The organism is Mycobacterium sp. DHQP2018-32-09, from assembly GCF_058148405.1.
In genome coordinates, this window is sequence record NZ_JBYVYK010000048.1 from 1 (window position 1) to 20,084 (window position 20,084).

The 20,084-nt window shown below is 64.8% G+C and carries 17 protein-coding genes; 9 read left to right on the plus strand and 8 right to left on the minus strand.

The features are described from left to right. Positions 1-810: lytic transglycosylase domain-containing protein (locus AC30CM_RS20955; RefSeq protein WP_490118837.1), on the plus strand; the 810-nt coding region annotated here is incomplete at its 5' end. A 15-nt stretch (positions 811-825) separates the two neighbouring features. Here AC30CM_RS20955 and ctaD read toward each other — a convergent pair. Next, positions 826-2,556: an aa3-type cytochrome oxidase subunit I gene (gene ctaD, locus AC30CM_RS20960; RefSeq protein ID WP_490118838.1), complete on the minus strand. Its 1,731-nt coding sequence runs from the start codon at positions 2,554-2,556 to the stop codon at positions 826-828. Positions 2,557-2,693: 137 nt separating this feature from the next. Here ctaD and AC30CM_RS20965 point away from each other — a divergent pair, with 137 nt between their 5' ends. From AC30CM_RS20965 to AC30CM_RS20985, 5 genes are all read left to right on the plus strand, one after another. Then, positions 2,694-3,509, plus strand: coding sequence for a formate/nitrite transporter family protein (locus AC30CM_RS20965; RefSeq protein ID WP_490118839.1), 816 nt, complete (start codon positions 2,694-2,696; stop codon positions 3,507-3,509). Positions 3,510-3,628: 119 nt separating this feature from the next. Beyond that, positions 3,629-4,255, plus strand: coding sequence for a (2Fe-2S)-binding protein (locus AC30CM_RS20970; protein WP_490118840.1), 627 nt, complete (start codon positions 3,629-3,631; stop codon positions 4,253-4,255). Between the two features lie 3 nt (positions 4,256-4,258). After that, entirely contained in the window at positions 4,259-5,236 is a 978-nt protein-coding gene (locus AC30CM_RS20975; RefSeq protein WP_490118841.1) for an FAD binding domain-containing protein, read from the plus strand. Further along, a complete protein-coding gene (locus tag AC30CM_RS20980; protein ID WP_490118842.1) occupies positions 5,233-7,398 on the plus strand; it encodes a xanthine dehydrogenase family protein molybdopterin-binding subunit in 2,166 nt (721 codons plus the stop codon). Before AC30CM_RS20975 ends, AC30CM_RS20980 begins: the two co-directional genes overlap by 4 nt. A gap of 313 nt (positions 7,399-7,711) precedes the next feature. Next, the gene (locus AC30CM_RS20985) at positions 7,712-8,884 is read left to right on the plus strand and encodes a tyrosine-type recombinase/integrase (protein ID WP_490118843.1); all 1,173 of its coding nucleotides are present in this window, start codon (positions 7,712-7,714) and stop codon (positions 8,882-8,884) included. Here AC30CM_RS20985 and AC30CM_RS20990 read toward each other — a convergent pair. The 7 genes from AC30CM_RS20990 to AC30CM_RS21020 form a co-directional block, all read right to left on the minus strand. Then, positions 8,881-9,345 carry a hypothetical protein gene (locus AC30CM_RS20990; RefSeq protein WP_490118844.1) on the minus strand — a complete coding sequence of 155 codons (465 nt, stop codon included), beginning with the start codon at positions 9,343-9,345 and terminating at the stop codon, positions 8,881-8,883. The genes AC30CM_RS20985 and AC30CM_RS20990 overlap by 4 nt on opposite strands. Before the next feature lie 199 nt (positions 9,346-9,544). Continuing rightward, positions 9,545-10,459, minus strand: a complete 915-nt coding sequence (locus AC30CM_RS20995; protein ID WP_490118845.1) for a hypothetical protein — start codon at positions 10,457-10,459, stop codon at positions 9,545-9,547. Continuing rightward, entirely contained in the window at positions 10,452-10,979 is a 528-nt protein-coding gene (locus tag AC30CM_RS21000; RefSeq protein WP_490118846.1) for a hypothetical protein, read from the minus strand. Before AC30CM_RS21000 ends, AC30CM_RS20995 begins: the two co-directional genes overlap by 8 nt. Positions 10,980-11,292: 313 nt before the next feature. Continuing rightward, a complete protein-coding gene (locus AC30CM_RS21005; RefSeq protein ID WP_490118847.1) occupies positions 11,293-13,470 on the minus strand; it encodes an AAA family ATPase in 2,178 nt (725 codons plus the stop codon). A gap of 248 nt (positions 13,471-13,718) precedes the next feature. Further along, the gene (locus tag AC30CM_RS21010; RefSeq protein ID WP_490118848.1) at positions 13,719-14,486 is read right to left on the minus strand and encodes a hypothetical protein; all 768 of its coding nucleotides are present in this window, start codon (positions 14,484-14,486) and stop codon (positions 13,719-13,721) included. After that, positions 14,483-14,704, minus strand: coding sequence for a hypothetical protein (locus AC30CM_RS21015; RefSeq protein WP_490118849.1), 222 nt, complete (start codon positions 14,702-14,704; stop codon positions 14,483-14,485). Before AC30CM_RS21015 ends, AC30CM_RS21010 begins: the two co-directional genes overlap by 4 nt. After that, entirely contained in the window at positions 14,701-14,934 is a 234-nt protein-coding gene (locus AC30CM_RS21020) for a helix-turn-helix domain-containing protein (RefSeq protein ID WP_490118850.1), read from the minus strand. Before AC30CM_RS21020 ends, AC30CM_RS21015 begins: the two co-directional genes overlap by 4 nt. Before the next feature lie 238 nt (positions 14,935-15,172). On the opposite strand from AC30CM_RS21020, the gene AC30CM_RS21025 reads away from it, so the two are divergent. The 3 genes from AC30CM_RS21025 to AC30CM_RS21035 all read left to right on the plus strand — a co-directional run bounded on the left by AC30CM_RS21025 (position 15,173) and on the right by AC30CM_RS21035 (position 19,124). Continuing rightward, entirely contained in the window at positions 15,173-16,360 is a 1,188-nt protein-coding gene (locus tag AC30CM_RS21025) for a hypothetical protein (RefSeq protein WP_490118851.1), read from the plus strand. Between the two features lie 4 nt (positions 16,361-16,364). Next, complete coding sequence (locus AC30CM_RS21030; protein WP_490118852.1) at positions 16,365-16,574, plus strand: hypothetical protein; 210 nt, start codon at positions 16,365-16,367, stop codon at positions 16,572-16,574. Between the two features lie 879 nt (positions 16,575-17,453). After that, complete coding sequence (locus AC30CM_RS21035; protein WP_490118853.1) at positions 17,454-19,124, plus strand: AAA family ATPase; 1,671 nt, start codon at positions 17,454-17,456, stop codon at positions 19,122-19,124. Positions 19,125-20,084: the final 960 nt, after the last annotated feature.

A 20,084-nucleotide genomic window follows, 5' to 3' on the forward strand; every position in this document is an offset into this window, starting at 1 on the left:
CCGTCGGCGGCGCCGCCGCAACCCGCCGGGCCACGCCCCGCGCAGCCGCGACTGGCCGCCGACCCGGTGCGACTGGTCGACGGCCTGATCGCCGACGAGACGACGCTGCGTGATCTCGACGCGCCCGAGGGCGCCCTCGCCGAGGCCGCGCGCCGCCAGCAGGCGGCCTATCGCCTCGTGGCACGCCACCCGGAGTGGGATCCGGTGATCCGCCCGCGCGTGCCGCAGCCGCTGCTGTCGGCCTACGACCGCAACGTCGACGCCCGCCGCCAGCTGGGCGCGATGGGCCGCGGCATGTCGTCGCTCCCGGCATGGCGCATCACCGCCCCGGCACCTGCCGAGGAGCTGTTGGGGTACTACCGCGAGGCCGCGGCGGCCACCGGTGTCGACTGGAACTACCTGGCGGCGGTCAACTTCGTGGAGTCCGCGTTCGGCCGGATTTCCGGGACCAGCACCGCGGGCGCCCAGGGGCCCATGCAGTTCCTGCCGTCGACGTTCGCGAGTTACGGTGCGGGCGGCGACATCTGGGCGCCGCGCGACAGCATCATGGCGGCGGGCCGCTTCCTGGCCGCGCACGGCTTCGCCCGCGATCGCGACGGTGCGCTGTTCCGGTACAACAACTCCCGCCAGTACGTGCGTGCCATCGACGACTACGCGGTGGTGCTGGGGGAGCACCCGGCCGCCCTCGGCGCCTACCACCGGTGGGACGTCTACTACAACACCGTGGCAGGCGACGTGCTACTGCCGGTCGGGTATGCCGCGGACGCGCCGCAGCCCATCGCGGGATACCTGGCCGCCAACCCGCAGTGACGCGGGGCGGGCGCGTCAGCCGGTCGGCTCGTGGACGCGCCCGACGTGCGATTCGGCGCGGATCCGCGCGACCATGTGCGGGTAGTGCAGTTCGAAGGCGGGCCGCTCGGATCGGATGCGGGGCAGCTCGGTGAAGTTGTGCCGCGGCGGCGGGCAGCTGGTGGCCCACTCCAGGGAGTTGCCGTGGCCCCAGGGATCGTCGACGACGACGGGCTCACCGTAACGCCAGCTCTTGAACACGTTCCACACGAACGGCAGCGTCGAGACGCCGAGGACGAACGAACCGATGGTGGAGACGACGTTCAGGGTGGTGAAGTGGTCCGTCGGCAGGTAGTCGGCGTAGCGGCGCGGCATGCCGGCGTCGCCGAGCCAGTGCTGCACCAGGAACGTGGCGTGGAAGCCGATGAAGGTCAGCCAGAAGTGTGCCTTGCCCAGCCGCTCGTCGAGCAGTCGGCCCGTCATCTTCGGGAACCAGAAGTAGATGCCCGCGTAGGTGGCGAACACGATGGTGCCGAACAGCACGTAGTGGAAGTGGGCCACCACGAAATAGCTGTCGGTGACGTGGAAGTCGAAGGGCGGGCTGGCGAGCAGCACCCCTGACAGACCGCCGAGCAGGAACGTCACCATGAACCCGACGGCGAACAGCATGGGCGTCTCGAAGCTCAGCTGTCCTCTCCACATGGTGCCGATCCAGTTGAAGAACTTGATGCCCGTCGGCACGGCGATGAGGAACGTCAGGAACGAGAAGAAGGGAAGCAGAACGGCTCCCGTCGCGTACATGTGGTGGGCCCACACCGCCACCGACAGTGCGGCGATGGCCAGCGTGGCGTAGATCAGCGTGGTGTAGCCGAAGATCGGCTTGCGGCTGAACACCGGCACCACTTCGCTGATGATGCCGAAGAACGGCAGCGCGATGACGTACACCTCGGGGTGGCCGAAGAACCAGAACAGGTGCTGGAACAAGATGGCGCCACCGTTGGCGGGGTCGTACACGTGGGCGCCGAGGTGGCGGTCGGCGGCGAGGCCGAACAGCGCGGCCGTGAGGATCGGGAAGATCAACAGCACCAGGATCGACGTCACCAGGATGTTCCAGGTGAAGATCGGCATCCGGAACATCGTCATGCCGGGGGCGCGCATGCACACCACGGTGGTGATCATGTTGACCGCGCCCAGAATCGTCCCGAGGCCGCCGACGCCGAGGCCCAAGATCCACAGGTCCGCCCCGACGCCGGCGGAGAAGTCGGCGCGGCTCAGCGGGGTGTACGCGGTCCACCCGAAGTCGGCGGCGCCTCCGGGGGTGAGGAAGCCGCTGAGGGCGATCAGCGCGCCGAAGAGGAAGAGCCAGAAGGACAGTGCGTTGAGTCGGGGAAAGGCCACGTCGGGAGCACCGATCTGCAACGGCAGCACCAGGTTGGCGAACCCGAACACGATGGGCGTCGCGTAGAACAGCAGCATCGCCGTGCCGTGCATGGTGAACAGCTGGTTGTACTGCTCATTGGACAGGAACTGCATGCCGGGCGCCGCGAGTTCGGCACGAATGAGCAGGGCCATCAGGCCGCCGACGAAGAAGAACACGAAGCAGACGACGCAGTACATGATGCCGATCAGCTTGTGATCGGTCGTGGTGATCAGCTTGTAGATCAGGCTGCCGCGCGGGCTCGTGCGTTCCGGGAAGGGCCTGCGGGGGCGTAGCGCGTCCGTGGCCGGACTGGTCGCCGCCCCCGCGGCGTCGGCGGTCTGTGTCATCGTCGTGCATCCCCCGTCTGCATGCGTCGACCTTCGCCACTAGACCCTGGCCAAACGGGTGGTCGACGCCATAGGGACTTTGGTCCGCTCTTGCACCGGCGTCGGCGTGAAGTGCGCGGGGTGGGGTATCCACGGGCGTGAGCAACACCAGCCAACGCCAGCTCGGCGACTCCGACAGCCCCATCGAGGACGAGTTGGAGGACGCGTTCTCGCGCATGGTCGACGAGGGCACGCAGCGACTCCACCGCAGCTGGCGTGAGGTGCTGGTGACGGGCTTCTTCGGCGGCACCGAGGTGGCCGTCGGGGTCTTGGCCTACCTGTCGGTGCTGCAGGTCACCCACCAGCCACTGCTGGCGGGCCTGGCGTTCTCCATCGGCTTCCTGGCGCTGCTGCTGGGGCGCAGCGAGCTGTTCACCGAGGGGTTCCTGGTACCGGTCACCACCGTCGCCGCCAAGCGCGCCAGCGTGGGCCAACTCCTCAAGCTGTGGAGCGGAACGCTGGCGGCCAACCTGGTGGGCGGCTGGGTGATCATGGCGCTGATCATGACGGGCTTCCCCAAGCTGCGGGAGCAGACGGTGGAGGCGGCAACGCACTACGCGACGGCGCCGCTGTCGGCCGAGACGGCGACGCTGGCGCTGCTGGGCGGCATGGTGATCACGCTGATGACGCGGATGCAGCACGGCACCGACGCGATGGTGGGCAAGATCGCGGCCGCCGTCGCCGGCGCGTTCCTGCTCGCCGGGCTGCAGATGTTCCACTCGATCCTGGACTCGCTGTTGATCTTCGGCGCGCTGTTCACCGGTGACGCCCCGTTCGGCTACCTCGACTGGCTGCGCTGGTTCGGCTACACGGTGGTGGGCAACGTCGCGGGCGGCCTGCTGCTGGTGACGCTGCTGCGTTTGGTTCGCAGCAAGGAGCGGCTGAAGGAAGAGCGGCACGAGGCGGAGTCGTAACGCGTCCGCGAGATCCGAACCGCGTCGGCAAACATGTGCGTTCTCTATGAGGCTGCGGCCGGAGGTTTCAGGACGCTCCCAGGTTGGAACCATCTCCAGGCCGGCAGGAAGGGGTCGCCATGGCCGCACACGATCGTCCCGTGCCGCCGATGCGGCGTCGCACGTTCATCGGCGCCTCGGTCGCCGTGGGCGGGACCGTCGCCGCCCTGCCTCTGCTCAACGGGTGCGCCACCGAGGACCGCGACGACGCGGGGGCGAACACCGCCACCACCGCCACCACCGCCACCACCATGCGGCTGCGCATCAACGGGCAGGACCGCGAGATCGAGGTGGACAACCGGACGTCGTTGCTCGACATGCTCCGGGAGCGGGCCGGGTTGCCCGGCACCAAGAAGGGGTGCGATCAGGGGGCGTGCGGTGCGTGCACCATCCACGTCAACGGCACGCGCGTGCTGTCGTGTCTGACGCTCGCGGTCATGCACGACGGCGCCGAGATCACCACCATCGAGGGCCTCGAGTCGAACGGCCGGCTGCATCCGCTGCAGCAGGCGTTCATCGATTGCGACGCGATGCAGTGCGGGTACTGCACGCCCGGCCAGATCATGTCGGGTATCGGGTGCATCCGTGAAGGACATGCCGGCTCTCCGGAAGAGATCCGAGAATGGATGAGCGGCAACATCTGTCGCTGCGGCACCTACACCAACATCGTCGACGCCGTCTCCTCCAGCGCGCCCCGGGTCCGCTAGTCGATGTACCCGTTCACGTTCACCAAGGCCGCCGACGAGGCCGACGCCCTCCGTGCGGGTGCCGCCGGCGGCCGCTACGTCGCGGGCGGCACCACGTTGGTCGACCTGATGAAGGAGACGGTCGAACGGCCGTCGGCGGTCGTCGACATCAACGCGCTGCCCTACCGTGACGTCGACCTTGGACCCGACCGGCTGCGCGTCGGTGCCCTGGTGCGGATGTCCGAGCTGGCGGCGCACGCCGGTGTGCGCGCCCAATTTCCGGTGATCGCACAGGCGTTGGAGTTGAGCGCGTCGGCGCAGCTGCGCAACATGGCGTCGATCGGAGGCAATCTCCTGCAGCGGCCACGCTGCCTGTACTTCCGCGACGTCACCGCCGCGTGCAATCGCCGCGCCCCCGGCAGCGGCTGCGGGGCGATCGGTGGCCGCAACCGCACCCATGCCATCCTCGGCACGTCGGACCAGTGCGTCGCCACCCATCCGTCGGACCTCGCCGTCGCGCTCGTCGCCCTCGACGCGCGGGTGGTGCTGCGGGACGGCGCCGGTGAGCGGAACGTGCCCGTCGCGGACTTCTTCCGCATGCCCGGCGCGACGCCGGACCGGGAACACGACCTGGCCCCGGGTGAGCTGATCGTCGGCCTGGAGGTGCCGGTCGTGCCGGAGGCCCGCCGCTCCGGCTACCTCAAGGTCCGTGACCGCGAGTCGTACGAGTTCGCGATCACCTCCGCCGCGGTCGGACTCGACATGGCCGGGCGCACCATCCGGTCGGCGCGTGTCGCCGTGGGCGGGGTCGGAACGGTCCCGTGGCGGTTACCCGCCGTCGAGCGCGCACTCGCGGGACGCCCCGCGACGCCCGAGGTGATCCGGGCGGCCGCCGAACGCTCCGCCGACGGCGCGAAACCGCTGTCGGAGAACGGGTTCAAGGTCGAACTGCTGAAGCGGACCGTGGCGCGCCAGGTGACCGCGATCGCGAGCGCGCCGTGACCGGGCCCCGGCAGGCAGCCCCGCTCGCCGGGCAGCGGGTCGCGCGGGTGGACGGCCGGCTCAAGGTCACCGGCCAGGCGCGCTACGCCGCCGACGCGGACGTGGCCGACGTCGTCCATGCGGCGCTGGTCGGAGCGACCGTCGCGCGCGGCTCCGTCGACGGCGTTGACGCCGGCGATGCGCGCAAGGCGCCGGGCGTCATCGACGTCATCTCCGACTTCGACGGTCTGACACTGCCGTTCGATCCGAAACGGATCGCCGCATTCGGGCAGCCGGTCGCGGTGGCGGTGGGCACCTCGCTCGAGGCGGCCGCCCACGCCGCGTCGTTGGTGTCGGTGCGCTACACGCCGGGTCCGCAGACCACCGACATCGACTCCCCGGACGCCACGGCGCGCCCGGCCGCGCGCACCCGCGACTACACCCGCGGCGACCCCGACGCGGGCCTGCGCGACGCCGCGGTGGTCACCGATCTGGACTACGCGATCGAGCGCAACAACCACAACGCGATGGAACTGCACGCCACCGTCGCCCGCTGGGACGGCGACCGATTGACGGTGTGGGACAAGGTGCAGTCGGTCAGCGGGGCGCGCGACGGCTATGCCAAGGCGCTCGGCATCTCTGCCGACGACGTGCACGTCATCTCGCCGTTCGTCGGCGGCGCGTTCGGCGGCGCCGGCCAGACGTGGTCGCACCAACTGCTCACCGCGTACGTGGCGCGACGGGTCGAGCGGCCCGTGAAGCTGGTGCTCACCCGGCGCCAGCTCTACTACGTGACCGGCTACCGCCCGACCAGCAGGCAGCGCCTCGCGATCGGGGCCGACCGGTCCGGGCGCATCGCCGCGACGGTGCACGAGGGCCGCATCGAGGTGTCGAAGTACGACCCGTACGAGGACAGCGTCGCCGGGCCCCCGCGCTTCCTGTATCAGTCGCCGGGGATGCGCTCGACACTGCGCGCCGTCGAACTCGACGTCAACCCCGGCACGTACATGCGCGGGCCGGGCGCCACGTCCGGGAGCTTCGCGCTGGAGTCGGCGATGGACGACCTCGCCCACCGGCTCGGCGTGGACCCCATCGAGCTGCGGCTGCGCAACGAGCCGACTCGCGACCAGGAGGAGGACCTGCCGTTCTCCACGCGCCGGCTCACCGAGTGCCTCCAACGGGGGGCGTCGACTTTCGGCTGGGCGCAACGCAACCCGGTGCCGCGGTCGGTGCGCGACGGCGACCGGTTGATCGGGATGGGCGTGGCCGCGGCCAGCTATCACACCGTGGTGAGCCCGTGTGCGGCGTCGGCGCGGATCCGGGCCGACGGCACCGCCGAGGTGGCCAGCGGGACCAGCGACATGGGGCCGGGCACCTACACGTCGATGACGCAGGTGGCCGCGGACGCGCTCGGGCTGCCTCTGGGACGGGTCACGTTCCTGTTGGGCGACAGTCGATTGCCGAAGGCGCCGTCGCACTCGGGATCGCGCACCATGGCCAGCGTCGGGTCGTCGGTGCGCAACGTGGGCCTGATGCTGCGGGACCGGTTCATCCGGACGGCGGTCGCCGATCCGGGCTCGCCGCTGCACGGGCTGCGGCCCGAGGACGTCGACGTGGCCGACGGCCGCATGTTCGCGCGCAGCGATGCCGGACGCGGGGAGTGGTACCGGGACCTGCTGCGCCGACGGGGCCTCGACGAGCTGGCGGTCGAGCAGGACTGGGCGCCGGGGGACGGCGGCAAGAGCTTCTCGATGTACGCCTACGGCGCGGTCTTCGCCGAGGTGGCGGTGGACGAGGCGCTGGGAACGGTCCGCGTGCGCCGCGTGCACGGCAGCTACGACGCGGGCCGCATCGTGAACCCGATGCTGGCGCACAGCCAGGCGATCGGCGGGATGGTCGGCGGCATCGGCATGGCGCTGCTGGAGGGCACGCACCTGGACTACCGCGACGGCCGCATCGTCAACGCGAACATGGCCGACTACCTGGTACCGGTCAACGCCGACGTCCCGGCGCTGGACGCCGAATTCCTGCCGGGCGAGGACACGGTGGCCGACCCGCTGGGGGTGAAGGGGCTGGGCGAGCTGGTGATCGTGGGCGTCCCCGCCGCCATCGCCAACGCGGTGTTCAACGCGACCGGCAGGCGGGTCACCGAGCTGCCGATCACGCTGGACCGGTTGCTGTGAGAGGTTGGGGACGGGGCCGGGGCCGGGCGACGATTCGTCGTGCCGGCGGGAACCTGCCAGGTAGAACGTGGTGCCCCGGCAGGATTCGAAAGTGCCGTCCAGCCCAAGCACGAATTGCGCCGCGACCTGCAAACATGGTTCTAGCCAGCGACTTTCGGCGATTCTAGGTTCGCTCAACACGCGTCATACGCGAGGGATATAATCGTTGGCATTGTTGAACCATCGTTGGGAACCAGCGAACATGCTGGTTAACGCATTGGGCCGCAGGATCGTGGCACCGATCCTGCCACGAATCACAGGGGAGTGGGCGCCAATGGTCGCGAAGAAGAATCCGCGCGAGTGGGGTTCGATTCGGAAGCAACCAACCAAGTCAGCGCGCTATCAGGCGTCGTTCGTCGGTCCCGATCTGCGCCGCCATTTCGCGCCGGTCACCTTCGAATCCAAGATGACCGCCGAACGATGGCTGACCAAAGAGCGCGACCGCATCGAGCGATGCGCGGCCAGCGACGAAGGCTTGTCGTCGTGGAAAGCGCCGGAACTGATCGCCACCGAAACGAAGGCCGAAGCGATCACGGTCGGTGACTACGCCAAGACGGTGATCGGCGAACGCAACCTGAAAGCGCGAACGCGGATCGGCTACGAAGCATCGCTGAAGAACTACATTGAGCCGAAGCTCGGTCGATACGCGATTCGCGACCTCACGCCCGCCTTGGTCCGTTCGTGGTTCTCCGGTCTGGGCACCGACCACCCAACCCGCAATGCGCACGCCTACGCGCTTCTGAGCATGGTGTGCAATACCGCCCTGCGCGACGGACTGATCGACCGCAACCCGTGCATGATCGAACGGGCGATGAACCCCAAGACGAAGCGCCAAGCGGTCGTCCCGACGATTCCCGAACTGGAATCGCTAGCCGACCAGCTAGGCGGCGATGACCGAACCGAGCGGTTCCGCGCGCTGGTGCTGTTGTCGGCCTGGTGCGGCCTGCGCTACGGCGAGGTTTCCGAACTTCGACGCAAAGACTTCGACGCCGAATGCTCGGTCGTCACGGTCGCGCGCGGTGTCACGCATCGCAGCGGCGCGTGCATGATCGACACACCGAAAGACGGCCAACCCGCCAAGGTGGTCGTTCCGCCACACATCCGCGATGAGATCAAAGCGCACTTGGCGAAGCACGTTGGCAAGGCGGGTGATTCGATGTTGTTCCCGCCCAAACGCGGCGGTTGCCATCTCAACGACCGGGTGTTCGCGAAAGACGTTTTCAAGCCCGCGCTAGCTGCCATCGGTCGCGACGATATGCGGGTTCACGATCTGCGCCACTTCGCCGGAACGATGACCGCTCAAGTCGGCAATCTGGTCGAAACGATGGCGCGGTTGCGGCACTCGACGCACAAAGCGAGCCTGATCTACCAACAGCAGGTCTCGGGTCGGGACATCGCGGTTGCCGATGCACTGTCGGCGCTGCGCGCGGAAACGCTCGCCAGCTAGGGGAGTGGTTCGGCCTGCGCCGCGCGCAGCTCGGCGGCGACGGTATCGAGCCGATACGTGGTCATATCGGCTTCGCGCAGCGCGCCGGTCGGCGCTTCGTCAATGAACCAGTACAACGACGGCGGCGTCTGCTTCTGGTAGCTGCGCGCTTCGTCCATCGTGAACAGCCATACCGCATCGCGCGAAAGATCAACGCACGCCAGCCATTGCGTCGCATCCTTCATCGGTACCGGCCAATTCAACGAAGGCTTGCCGGTTCCGCCTGCGGGTACCGGGCGCCATTTCGTCTTTACCTGAATCGTGGCAGCGAGGGTTTGGCCGGGAACGTACATCACCAAGTCGATGCCGGAATCGGTCGTTAGCCGCGCGCTGTCGATGCCGTGTTTGAGCAACTGGTACTGCACAAGGAGTTCACCCGCTGCGCCGATCGCCTGCGTCCCGAGCTTCGCCGGTTGCGTCATTCCTTTGTCTCCCTTCGGCCTGCGATACCATCATGCCGACCCGGTGCACGCCGATGGATGGCTATCTCAAATACGTTGACTAGCAACACGTTTCAAGTACCTGCCTATAGGTGATCGTTGGCTCATTGTTGGGTAGGCCCCGCGCAACGCGCCTAGCTGCGACAACGCGCGTTTACCGGCAGGTTGAGCACCTGCCGGGTTACGTACGCCCGCGAGGTAGTGCGCGCTGCGCGGATCGGACCACCGCGTGACCCTGCTCGCGGCGGCGTGCCGCCTCACGCTCGCGCATCTCGGCCATCAGCTCGGCACCTTCGGCAACGGTCATCGGCTGATCCATCGGCCCGCCAGGGCGGGTGGGTGAGAGCCGCACCAGACCATCTGTGTCGTCTTCTCGCTGACGGTCGTGATCGCCGGATGTCGCCGGATGGCCGTCGCCGCTGACATCGACCACGGAAACGTCGATCACGTCGTCGTTGTCGACAAACCGATTCGCCCGAACCTGTTCACCGATCCGTTCGACGCGTTGGGCGTGCGCTTCGGCTTGGCGCATATCGTCAGCGATCAAACCTGCCAACGGATCGCCGTCGCCGTCGTCTGACGATTCGTCGGGAACGTCGGTGCCGACGCTTCGCCGATACGCGGCGCGCGAAGTGATCTCGATTTGAGCCGAGATCCCTTCCAGCACCTGCTCATATGGTTTCACCGAAACCTCAACCTCTACAGCCGTTTTTGAGTTCACGCCTGCGCGGTCGAGCGCTTCGGTGATCGCTTTGAGCTTGACGTGTTCGGGCGTGTTGTCGTCGGTCGCCATCTTGAGTAACGCGCGCGCCATTCGGTCGGCGGCTTCGGCGATGCGCTGTTGAGCTTTGCGTTTTGCCTGCGGCGCGCGCCCGCCGTGCGTTCCGCAGACGCGCTGACCGTCCATCGCGGCGCGTTGGCACCGCTGACCGGTTCTATTGCTGGTCGCCGTGCACCGTCGGGCGGTCGGATTGGCGATTTCGGCCCACCACTGCTCAGACCACTTGACGATGCGTTCCGATGATGATGGGTGATCGGTGCCCTGTTCTGCGGTCTCGGCGTGCGCCTGGTCGTCGTGCCCAACCGTGTCAGTCATCCTCTTGTCCTTCGTCATTCTCGGTTTCGTCGTCGTCGAAGTCGTCGAAGTCGTCGAAGTCGTCGAAGTCGTCGGTTTCGGGTTCGCCGTCGTCTTCGGTTTCGTCGGTCTGAGTTGTCGCCGCCCATCCGAAACGGACGCGCCACCTTCCAGCCGCGCCCCAAAGCGGCGTCGGTTTCCACGTCAGCTCCCCGCCGAATTGCGTCGACACCAACATCGCCAGACCGCGCGCCAGATGCTCGCCCGCTTCGCTGGCGCGTTCGGCGATCTCGCCTTCGGCGGGCATCTTGGTTTCGGCCAGGAATGCGAACACCGCATCCGACACCGAAGCCGTCAGCGCCAGTCCTCGCCGATGTGCCCGACAGAATCCGCTTGGCTCTTTGGCCCGCGTGCAATGCAGCGCTCGGCATTGCAGCGAGCGCGGCACGGCCCGAATTGGTTTCGTGGTTTCGACCGTTATCGAATCTGGCGGCATATCATCAACTTTCGGTGTCGTCACGGTGTTCGTTGGTGTCGTCACGCTGTGGTCGTGATCGTTGTCATCTGCTCGCGCTCGGGCTCGGAACAGCCCTCCCCCTTATAGGGGGAGGGGAGGGCTGTGCCTCTTGAGCCGGGGACCGGGCCTGTTCCGACCTGTTCGGAACAGCTTGACCAGCGCGAACGCGCTAGCCGGAACAACTGTTCGGAACAGGTTTTGCTTGTTCCCGTCCTGTTCTGAGCAAACTCGACCCGGACAGCGTTTGCGCGGGTCAGTGGCGCATTCACCTGTTCGGAACAGATCACCCGATTTCGGCACTCTGAGAACAGGTTTCCGAACAGGTCAACGTTGCACGTCATGGTTGTTGTCCAGTCGTCAGCGGTGTCGCATTGGCGCGTTCGTTTCGGAACTTCAGCGCCGCCGACCACTTGGTCGCGTCGGCTTTACGTGCGCCCCCTGCGGCGGCATAAGCGAGCTTCGCTTTATCGCGGCCCAACGCCGCGTCGATGCCGAACCGGTCGAGATCGTCCACCAGCGCGGCGACTGCGGCGTCCAGCGGTGCCACGCTGCCATCGGGCTTCTGCACCGTCAGCGGGGTCGTCACGCGCCGATGGTGGCGCAGCGGATCGTCCCTGCGGCGAAGGCGCAGCGTTTGGGCGAAGTGCGGGCGTCGGCGCTTGCCGAGCGTCAACGTCAGCTCGTCGCTTCCCGGTGTCGGCACGGTGAGCCGGAAGTCGGCGTCGACATCGGAGAGTTTGTGCGAGCTTCCGCGCGGCCCGAGATCGGCGTTCTTGCCCAGGTGGTCGAGTCGCAACACGGCGATCTTGCGGTCGCGCAGTGGTTGAATGGCATTGCGGTAGAACTGGCTCCACGTATCGGCGTCGTTCTCCCCGCCGTCGATGAATCGGCTTATCGTGTCGAACACGACCAGATCGCACCCGCCGAGATCGCCGGAATGCTCTTCGATCAGCGCCAGGAGTTCGCGCGCACCTTTGATCATGTCGAGTGCGCCGAGATCGGGATAACAGACGACGTGAAGGTTCGGCAAGTCCAGCGGGGCGCCCATCGCGTCGAGTCCGTCGCGCCACCAGTCCTCACCGTTCTCGGCGTCCAGATAGATCACGCGCGCCGGGTCGAACTCCTCGGTGTGGTCGATGTGATTTCGACCGAGTGAAGCGTCAACGGCGATTGAGCGCGCCAGCACCGACTTACCCGTTCCCGGTGCCGCCGACAGCGACACGTAGGAGTCACGCGCCAGCACTTCGGGGAACAGCCATTGCACCGGCTTGGCCGGTTCGGTGCGAAGGCGGCGCAGATCCAACGCGGCGTTCCGCCGCGAGCCGGTTTGGCCGGCAGTTTGGGTTTCGTCGTCGTCGCCCACTACGCGCAGGTGGTCGAACCAGCCGTCGAGTACCGCCGATTCGGGACGGGTGTCGCGGTGATCGGTGCCGAACTCGCGATGACCGCGCGCCGAAAGATCGGCCATGATCTTCGGATCGTCGTCGGCGGCGATCACGTCGCGAACGGCTCGGCGCAGCATCGCCGCGAAGTCACCGCGTTCGGGTGCGCTACCGGTGGCGCGATAAGACTCGATCCAGTCGTCGTGCAGATCGCCCACGATCGTCGCTGACACCAAACCGGGGGCGATCTCGCGCGCCGTCCATCCGAGAATTCGCAACATCGCGTCGTGTCGGCTTTCGCCGCGCGAGATCCGCTCGGTGTAATTGTTGCGTAACGTCTTTCGCCGCCACGGTTGGCTTTCGTCGGTGTGGCGTTCACACCACGCGGCGACCGTTTCGTCGGTGATCGGCCCGCTGTCAGCCCCTCCCGCCCTGGTGGATTGTGCCGCCAGAGCGGTGCGGCCTTCGTCGGGTAGCTCGGGCACGTCGCCGACCGCCTGCCAAACGTACTTTCCGCCGTCGTCGGCTTTCGGATGCGGCGACGGTTCGACCAGGATCACCGCATTGCCGGTCTTGATTTCGCCGACGTGCGTTCCGTCGCTCAACAGGACGTTGACGTTTCGCAACACTTCGCCGGTCGCGAAGACGTAATGACCGCGCTCGCCACGACCGCCGCGCGACGACTGAAACAGACCTTTACGCAGCCACGCCATTTCGTCGGGTATCAAGTCGATGTCGAGGTCAATCGCAAGCAATTTGGACCGTCCGAGGTGGATCGCGACCCCCGGCGGGTCTGGGCGGTCCCAGTAGTGCTCGATCAGCTCGGGCCCGCGTGTGCTCAACGCGGGCCAGTCGTCACCCACGACCGAGCCGGGATGCTTGCCGGTGGCGACCGGCAGCACGAACAGACCCGCATCCGCATAAGCCGACGCCGCGTCATGCGCCGACAATCCCGCAACGCCGGGGATCGTCGGTGCGGCGTTGGCCCACGGTGGCCGGTCGTCGTCGGCGTCCGCGGTCCCGCCGAAGATGGGTCGGTCGGCGAACAGTTGAAGCACGCGCACAACGTCGAATGACTCGAATTCCGACACCGACCGCGAGCCGTCGAATTCGTCGTTAATCGCTGATAACATGTGGCCTAGTTTCTAGAGCTTGGGAACTGTCGGCGGGTCGACCTGGTGGAGGTCGGCCCGCCATTTAGTTAGGTACGAATTTACGCCGGGTGTCAGCTCTTATCGGCGCACGGCGCGCGGAAATCTGATGGTGCCTCTTCGGGTGGTCGGCTGGATGGCCCGACCGCGAGTCCCCGAGTCGCTTCCGCGCCGTCAAGCTCGGGGGCTCGCAGTCCGAAGTCGTTGCAGCAGAGAGAAAAACAGTGAAGCTAGGGTTGCGCGCCGCTTCCGATGAATTCCGCCAAACACGCCGAGCAGGCGACAACAACGATGATCAGATTGCCGAAAGTCAGCGGAACCGGAATTGGCTTTTTGTGCAATTCCGGCATTCCGCAGATTTCGGCGGAGCGCTTGTTCTCTGTCATTTTGTTGATGCACGTTGCGCCGGACAAATGCAGTTCGCACCATTGCTCATTTCGCGCAGTTTCGAGAACCTGCTCAAGAGTCTGATTCTCATGGATCGGCCAACGGTGGTTCGGCGACGATGTGATCAAAACGACGACGCCCGAATCGGGGTCACAACCGCCGGGTTCGGGATTCCGCGTGATGCCTTCGCGACCGTCATAGCGCAGATCGGTGAACGGCTCGGACTGGTAAGCGGTGATCGCAGCGTCAACCAAGCGGTACAGCGTGCCGTCACCGTGATCGCCGCCGTACTCGAAACCGAAGATCTCGGCCATCTGGCGTATCTGCGGCCAACGCTGATAAATCGGTTCGACCAAAGCGCGTGCGTGATCGTAGGCGGCGATGATCTGATCGGCGTCGGCTTCAGCGCCGGTTGACTGTTCACCGCCCGACATCCGCCGCGCCAGCGCAAGCAATCGGGTGTCGTGGCCGAATCGCTCGAATAGACGTTGATCATCGCGTTTCCACGACCGCTGCACCGGCCCGTTGATCCGCTCCGAGACTTCGGCGATCCGCTGTTGCGCGCGCTCAACGTCGTCGGGTTGGAGGTCGTCGGGCTGGTGGCTGGTCATAAGTGCATCTCTTTCGGGCCGTTCAGATCGGTGAGATTGTCGGGGTCGAGTAGAACTGGATACGCCGCAAGGGCCTTCGCCACAGGCTTGGCACCGTGGATGAACACCAGCCGCGACAGTTCGTTGGCGCGGCGCTGCGCGTGCGCGACCTGCATTGCGGCGATGTTGTGCTGAACGCGTTCCCGCCGAAGCGCGTCGGCGCGTTGACGCGGCGTCATGCGTTGCTCACCCGATGGGCGAACAGGTCTACTTCGTCGGCGTCGAACTTGAGTAGCTTGGGCCCGACTCGGCGGCACGAGATCAGGCCGCTTGCGACGTAGCTGCGCAGCGTGTTGGGGGATACGCCGAGCCGTTCGGCGGCTTGGGTCGTGGAGATCAGCACCGGTGCGGCTAGGCGTGCGCCAGCGGTGCGGGACCGCGCGGGGCGCGGCATGGGATCGGGGGTCAACGGAACACCTTTCATCAAGCTCGCCCGGTGAGGGCGACCCCGCTGGCCTCGCGGGGGGAGGGTCCGTTACGCAACGAATCATATCGCATGGCACCGTCAGGGTCACCTAGCCCAAGTGCGCGTCTTGGTATCAACGTGTACCGTGCTCGTATGCTGCACAACGGATTTCATAGGACCAAGGCGTAGGATCGCGGGCACGGCGCAGCGCGCCGAGACCCACGAAACTTGAGGATTTTCGGTGACCGCGACAATGACGCCCGATACTGAAGCGACGCTTGCAACACTGCTCGCGAACCCGATTTTCGGCGGAACCGCACCGTCACAGATGGGCATCGCGTCGACCGGCGACGCTCTCGTCACTCACACGGTTGACGGTGTGGATCTCAACGAGATCTGGGAATCGGTAGTTGAGGGATTCAACGCGCACAACGAACACCGCAACTCCATTGCCGACCTGCTGGCGTTCCGAACGACACTGCCCGGCGAAGCTGTGCCGCAGGGCGTTTCATCGCCACCGATGGAGAAGCTGACCGAATACGGCGTTCCCAACGCGGCGAACGTGCCGTCCAACGTTCTGATGCTCGGGTATGACTTCGGCGACTTCGGGTTGCGGTCGGCGTTCACTTGGCAGGCGCTTCGCAAGATGACCGCCGAACAGGTGTACGCGCACGTCAACACGATCATGCATTCGGACAATCGTCTGGTCACCGGGACGATTCTGAATCGGCTGTTCGACCCGGCGCAGCGCACCAACGATGAAGGCATCGCCTGCCGTGGCCTGTGGAACGCGGACGGCATGGGAGTGCCAGACTATCCGGGCAATTCGTTCGACCCTGCCACGACCACGCACTACTGGAAATCCGGTGCGGCGGTTGTCGATTCCGGCGATCTGGAAGACGCGATCAGGGCGATTCGCGCCAAGGGTTACGGTCTCGACGCAACGAGCCAGTTGCTCATTCTCGCCAACCCGAACGAATCCGAGTACATCCAGACGTTCCGTCAGGGTGAGGAGTCGCGCCCAGGCGGTCCGATTGCGCGGCACTCGTTCATCCCGTCGAAGCGCGCACCCGCATACCTGCAAGCCGACAACATCATCGGCGAAGCCATCGACGGCGTTTACAACGGCGTCGAATGCCTCGGTTCCTACGGTCCCGCGTGGCTGGTCGAAACGCCGTTCATCCCGCTCGGCTGGATCGCCGTCGTCGCCTCCGGCGGGCCGAATTCCCTCGCCAACGTCGTTGGGGTGCGCGAACATCCGATTGAGTCCTATCGGGGTCTGCTCGCCGTTCCCGGCGTGACCGCCTACCCGATCACCGATTCGACCTACATCCGATCGTTCGGCGTCGGCGTGCGCCAGCGCGGCGCAGTAGCCGCGATCCAGATCGGCACCGGCTCGGTCTACGCCGCGCCGACGATTGCGACCTAGGCCGATGGTCGCCGGATCGGCCAGCGTGCCGCAACACGTTCTCGACGCGATGGCCGACGCCAAGCTTAAGCCCAACCGGGCGGGGGCGTCCGAGTTCGGGCCGGGTCCGTCCCGCAACCGCGCCGATGTCGCTCCGTTGGTCAACCGTCGCCACCGTGACGGGATCACGCGCGATTCGGCGATTCTCGGGCCGCAGGTTTTCGAGCCCGAGTAGCCCGCCAAGGCGGGGCGGTCGTTGACATGGCCGCGCTCAATCGACGAAACGAGGGGATAGCCGAGATGGCGAATAAGGGCCAAGGCAAACGCCGGCCACGCAGCAAGTCCGGCCGTTTCAAGAAGAGGCGCTGACCGTGGCGAAGCGTCGAAACATTAAGCGCGACAAACGAGGCCGGTTCGCCAAGACCGGTTCGCGCACCGCGCGAGCCAAACGCGCCGTGCCGACCAACATCGTGTCGCGCAAGGTGAGCGCCGGTCGGGTCGGCCCAGGCGGGGAGTATGTCGGCGTGCGCGCCGGAATTGAACTCAAACCCAAACGCGGACGGTCGCGGTACTACGTCGGCGTGAGCGCAGGTCGACGGGTGTCCTACTGAATGCCCACCCGCCTTGGCGGGTTTGACCGCCTGCTACCTATCGAGCACGTTTGGCCAGGCTACTTCGACTTGCGCCGTAGCTGCTCGCTAGCACGCTGCAGGCGCCGGTTGTACTCCTCGATTCGACGCCGGTTCTCGCGTTGCACTCGACGGTTGTAGTCGTCAACGCGACGTTGATTTTCGCGTTGAACACGTCGATTGTGTTCGTCGACTCGACGTTGATGGTCGGCAGCCTGACTCCCGCTGGACATCTGTCCGACTGCCTCCTCCGCCGTCTGGCCCCGACGTCTCCGAGGCGCACTGCCGGTGCGCCTGCTGCTCAAGGTGGAATGACCGGACCACCCGAGCTGCGATTGATAGCTTAGCGTGCATCGCCGCCTCGGCCGACCGCTCATCCACAGCTTCCTCGGGAGGGTTCAGTGCACTGGGAGATTCGAGACTTCAAGGGCCTGCGCTCAGGGGCAATCGATCTTTCGCCGGGGAGACTGTCTGTCTTAACGGGCGTGAACAGCAGCGGAAAATCCAGCATCCTTCAATCGATTTTGATGCTTACGCAAAGTCTCTATCACTCTGGAGGCATCGTGCTAAACGGACCGCTAGTCCGTCTGGGCGAAGCGGCGGATCTGGTGAGGACCGATTCAGCCTTCGGGCGGATCGGACTTGATCTTAGTTATGCGAAAACCGATGAAGACGCGGAGTCGGCTCAAGTTTTCGCCATTCATGCCAATCTCAGCCCTAGTTCGGACAACGGCACTCTACACGCTGTCCGCCTTGAACTAAGTCGCCCAACAGAAGATGGTGCAGGCTCGCTGATTCTGGACCGTTCTCGGTCGCGCGGTGCCGACTTGGAAGCGGCACTCGCCATTGCAACAGGTGGCGAAGAATTCCTTCACGTCAAAGATACGTTTTCCAACGACAAACAGGCGCTACGTACTTATGTCCGGATGGAGGGGCTTGAGCCTGTAGAGGTCATCCAGTTATCTAGCCCTGACGGTATCAGGACGAAGTATCGCAAGGCGATCACAACATTTCTAGACGATGTAAGTGCAGGAAAGTACGATGTACCGCAACGAATTTCTGGCCGAAACGCTGACGAATTTACCGCTTACCGTGTAGTAAGCGAGTTCATTGAACTCATAGACAGTGCGCTCGAATCGAATAGCGTTGAAGGGCCTGAGATACGAGAGATTCTCGACGTGCCACGTAGTAATCCATTTTTGTTCGCGCGCGACTGGAATAAGCAGGACGAGATTTTACGAAATAGGGTAATTGATTTAGCAGTTGAGGAGCGGAGTGCGCGCCCGTACATAAGGGTTTGGGTCGAATCACAGTACCTCTATCGGCCAAGATCATCATGGCTGCAAGTCGGTGTGCTTGAACGCCAGTTTATGCGAACTTACAGCGAAAGCCTATCCGCATTAGTGTCACTAGCCGAGGCCTTGAATTCGATTTCGTCGCGCGTTGAATACCTAGGCCCGCTTCGAGATGAACCACGCGTGGTTTGGAATCAGTGGAATGAGCTCGCGCGAGGACTGCCCGTGGGGACTCGCGGCGAGTTTAGTGCGGTCCGACTGTCGCAGAGTGCAGATCGCGATATCAGTTACTGCCGGCCGAACGGCGAGGCGACAGTGGCACCTTTAGGTCAAGCTGTTAATGAGTGGCTTGGCTATTTGCAAATAGGGGAATCTGTGTCGGCCACTAGCGAGGGCAAGTTAGGTGTCCGGTTGGAACTTGAACTCGCAGGACATGGTAGGGACTTGACCGCAGTGGGAGTCGGCGTGAGTCAGGCGCTCCCGCTCGTTGTCGCCATGCTTGCAGTTGACACCGACTCCATATTCATCGTCGAACAGCCAGAATTGCACTTGCACCCGGCAGTGCAGGCGAGGCTTGCAGACTTCATTGTGGTCGCCCGTCCGGCGCTTACATGCTTAGTGGAGACCCACAGCGAGGCCTTCGTTACTCGAATACGGCGACGAGTGGCTGAAGGATTGATACCTACAGACCGCGTCAACATCATCTTTGTCGAGCCGGGCGAGTCCGGTTCAACAATGCGACACTTGGCCTTGTCAGAATCGGGCGATCTGTCGGACTGGCCCGCTGGCTTCATATCGGGTGAGGACGAGGATGCGAAGGCGATCCTATCAGCCAATATCGCCCGCATCAGGAAGCCGTGATGGGAGAACTAAAGCTACATGCCTTCTTTGATCCTGAGTTGATAGTTCCCTCCGCCTCGTCCATCCATATGCTGGAGTTCTGGATGCGGTTGCAAGAGTGGACTGAGGATCCACGTCCGCGATTAGGGCCGAGCACTTCTCTAGCGCTACAAGAACTCATGTCGCAGCCCCCAGCTGTCGAGGGCCTGCCACCTGCAGAGTTCTGGAAAATTGTGGGAAAATTGGTCAGCCGAGTGGAAGCATATCCGGACGCGAGCGAGACCGTCTGTAGCAACCATATTGGCGATGCGTACACGCCGTTCTGGGGTCACGACCAAAACATAGAGAAGCTGATAGACGCGCTCGGATATTCGCCGTGTGAAGGTGGAACTGCGATTGCAACTGACTCGCGGTGCTGGGCTAGTCACATTCGTCGACCCAAGTGCGAATTGTGTCAAAGCAGATTGATCGAATTGTACACCCGGCCGCTCATGAGCCTAGAGGGTATGTGGCGAGATCTTTACTTGGAATCTGCTTCTGACAGTACCGATGTACTACGGGCATATTCCTCTGAGATGTTCCCGAGTTTGACTTTCGCCGACTCTGCGTGGAATGGAGTGAACTTGATCCGCGGAGAAGTGCATGAGGTGACTCGAAAGCTAGTCCATCACCTGGGCGTGCTCAACGACCAAGCGCGTGAAATTTGGAGTACATACCCATCTACCACTGATAGGCAGTCACACTTGGCCAGTTTAAGTGTGGAGGCTTCTCCGGAGAATGCGAATACGCACCGATCAAAGAGTGCGATGAGGGCCCGCATGTTCAGTTTCGAAGGAGGTGAGATCTGCTGTGAATGGCACACCAAATTGCAGAGGCACCGCGACAGAATATATTTTGCGGTCGAGGGTGGGCGTGTGTACGTCGGTGCCATCACTGACCACTTGTGATGCGGTCGTGCAACACCGGATCCCGTGCGCCAGC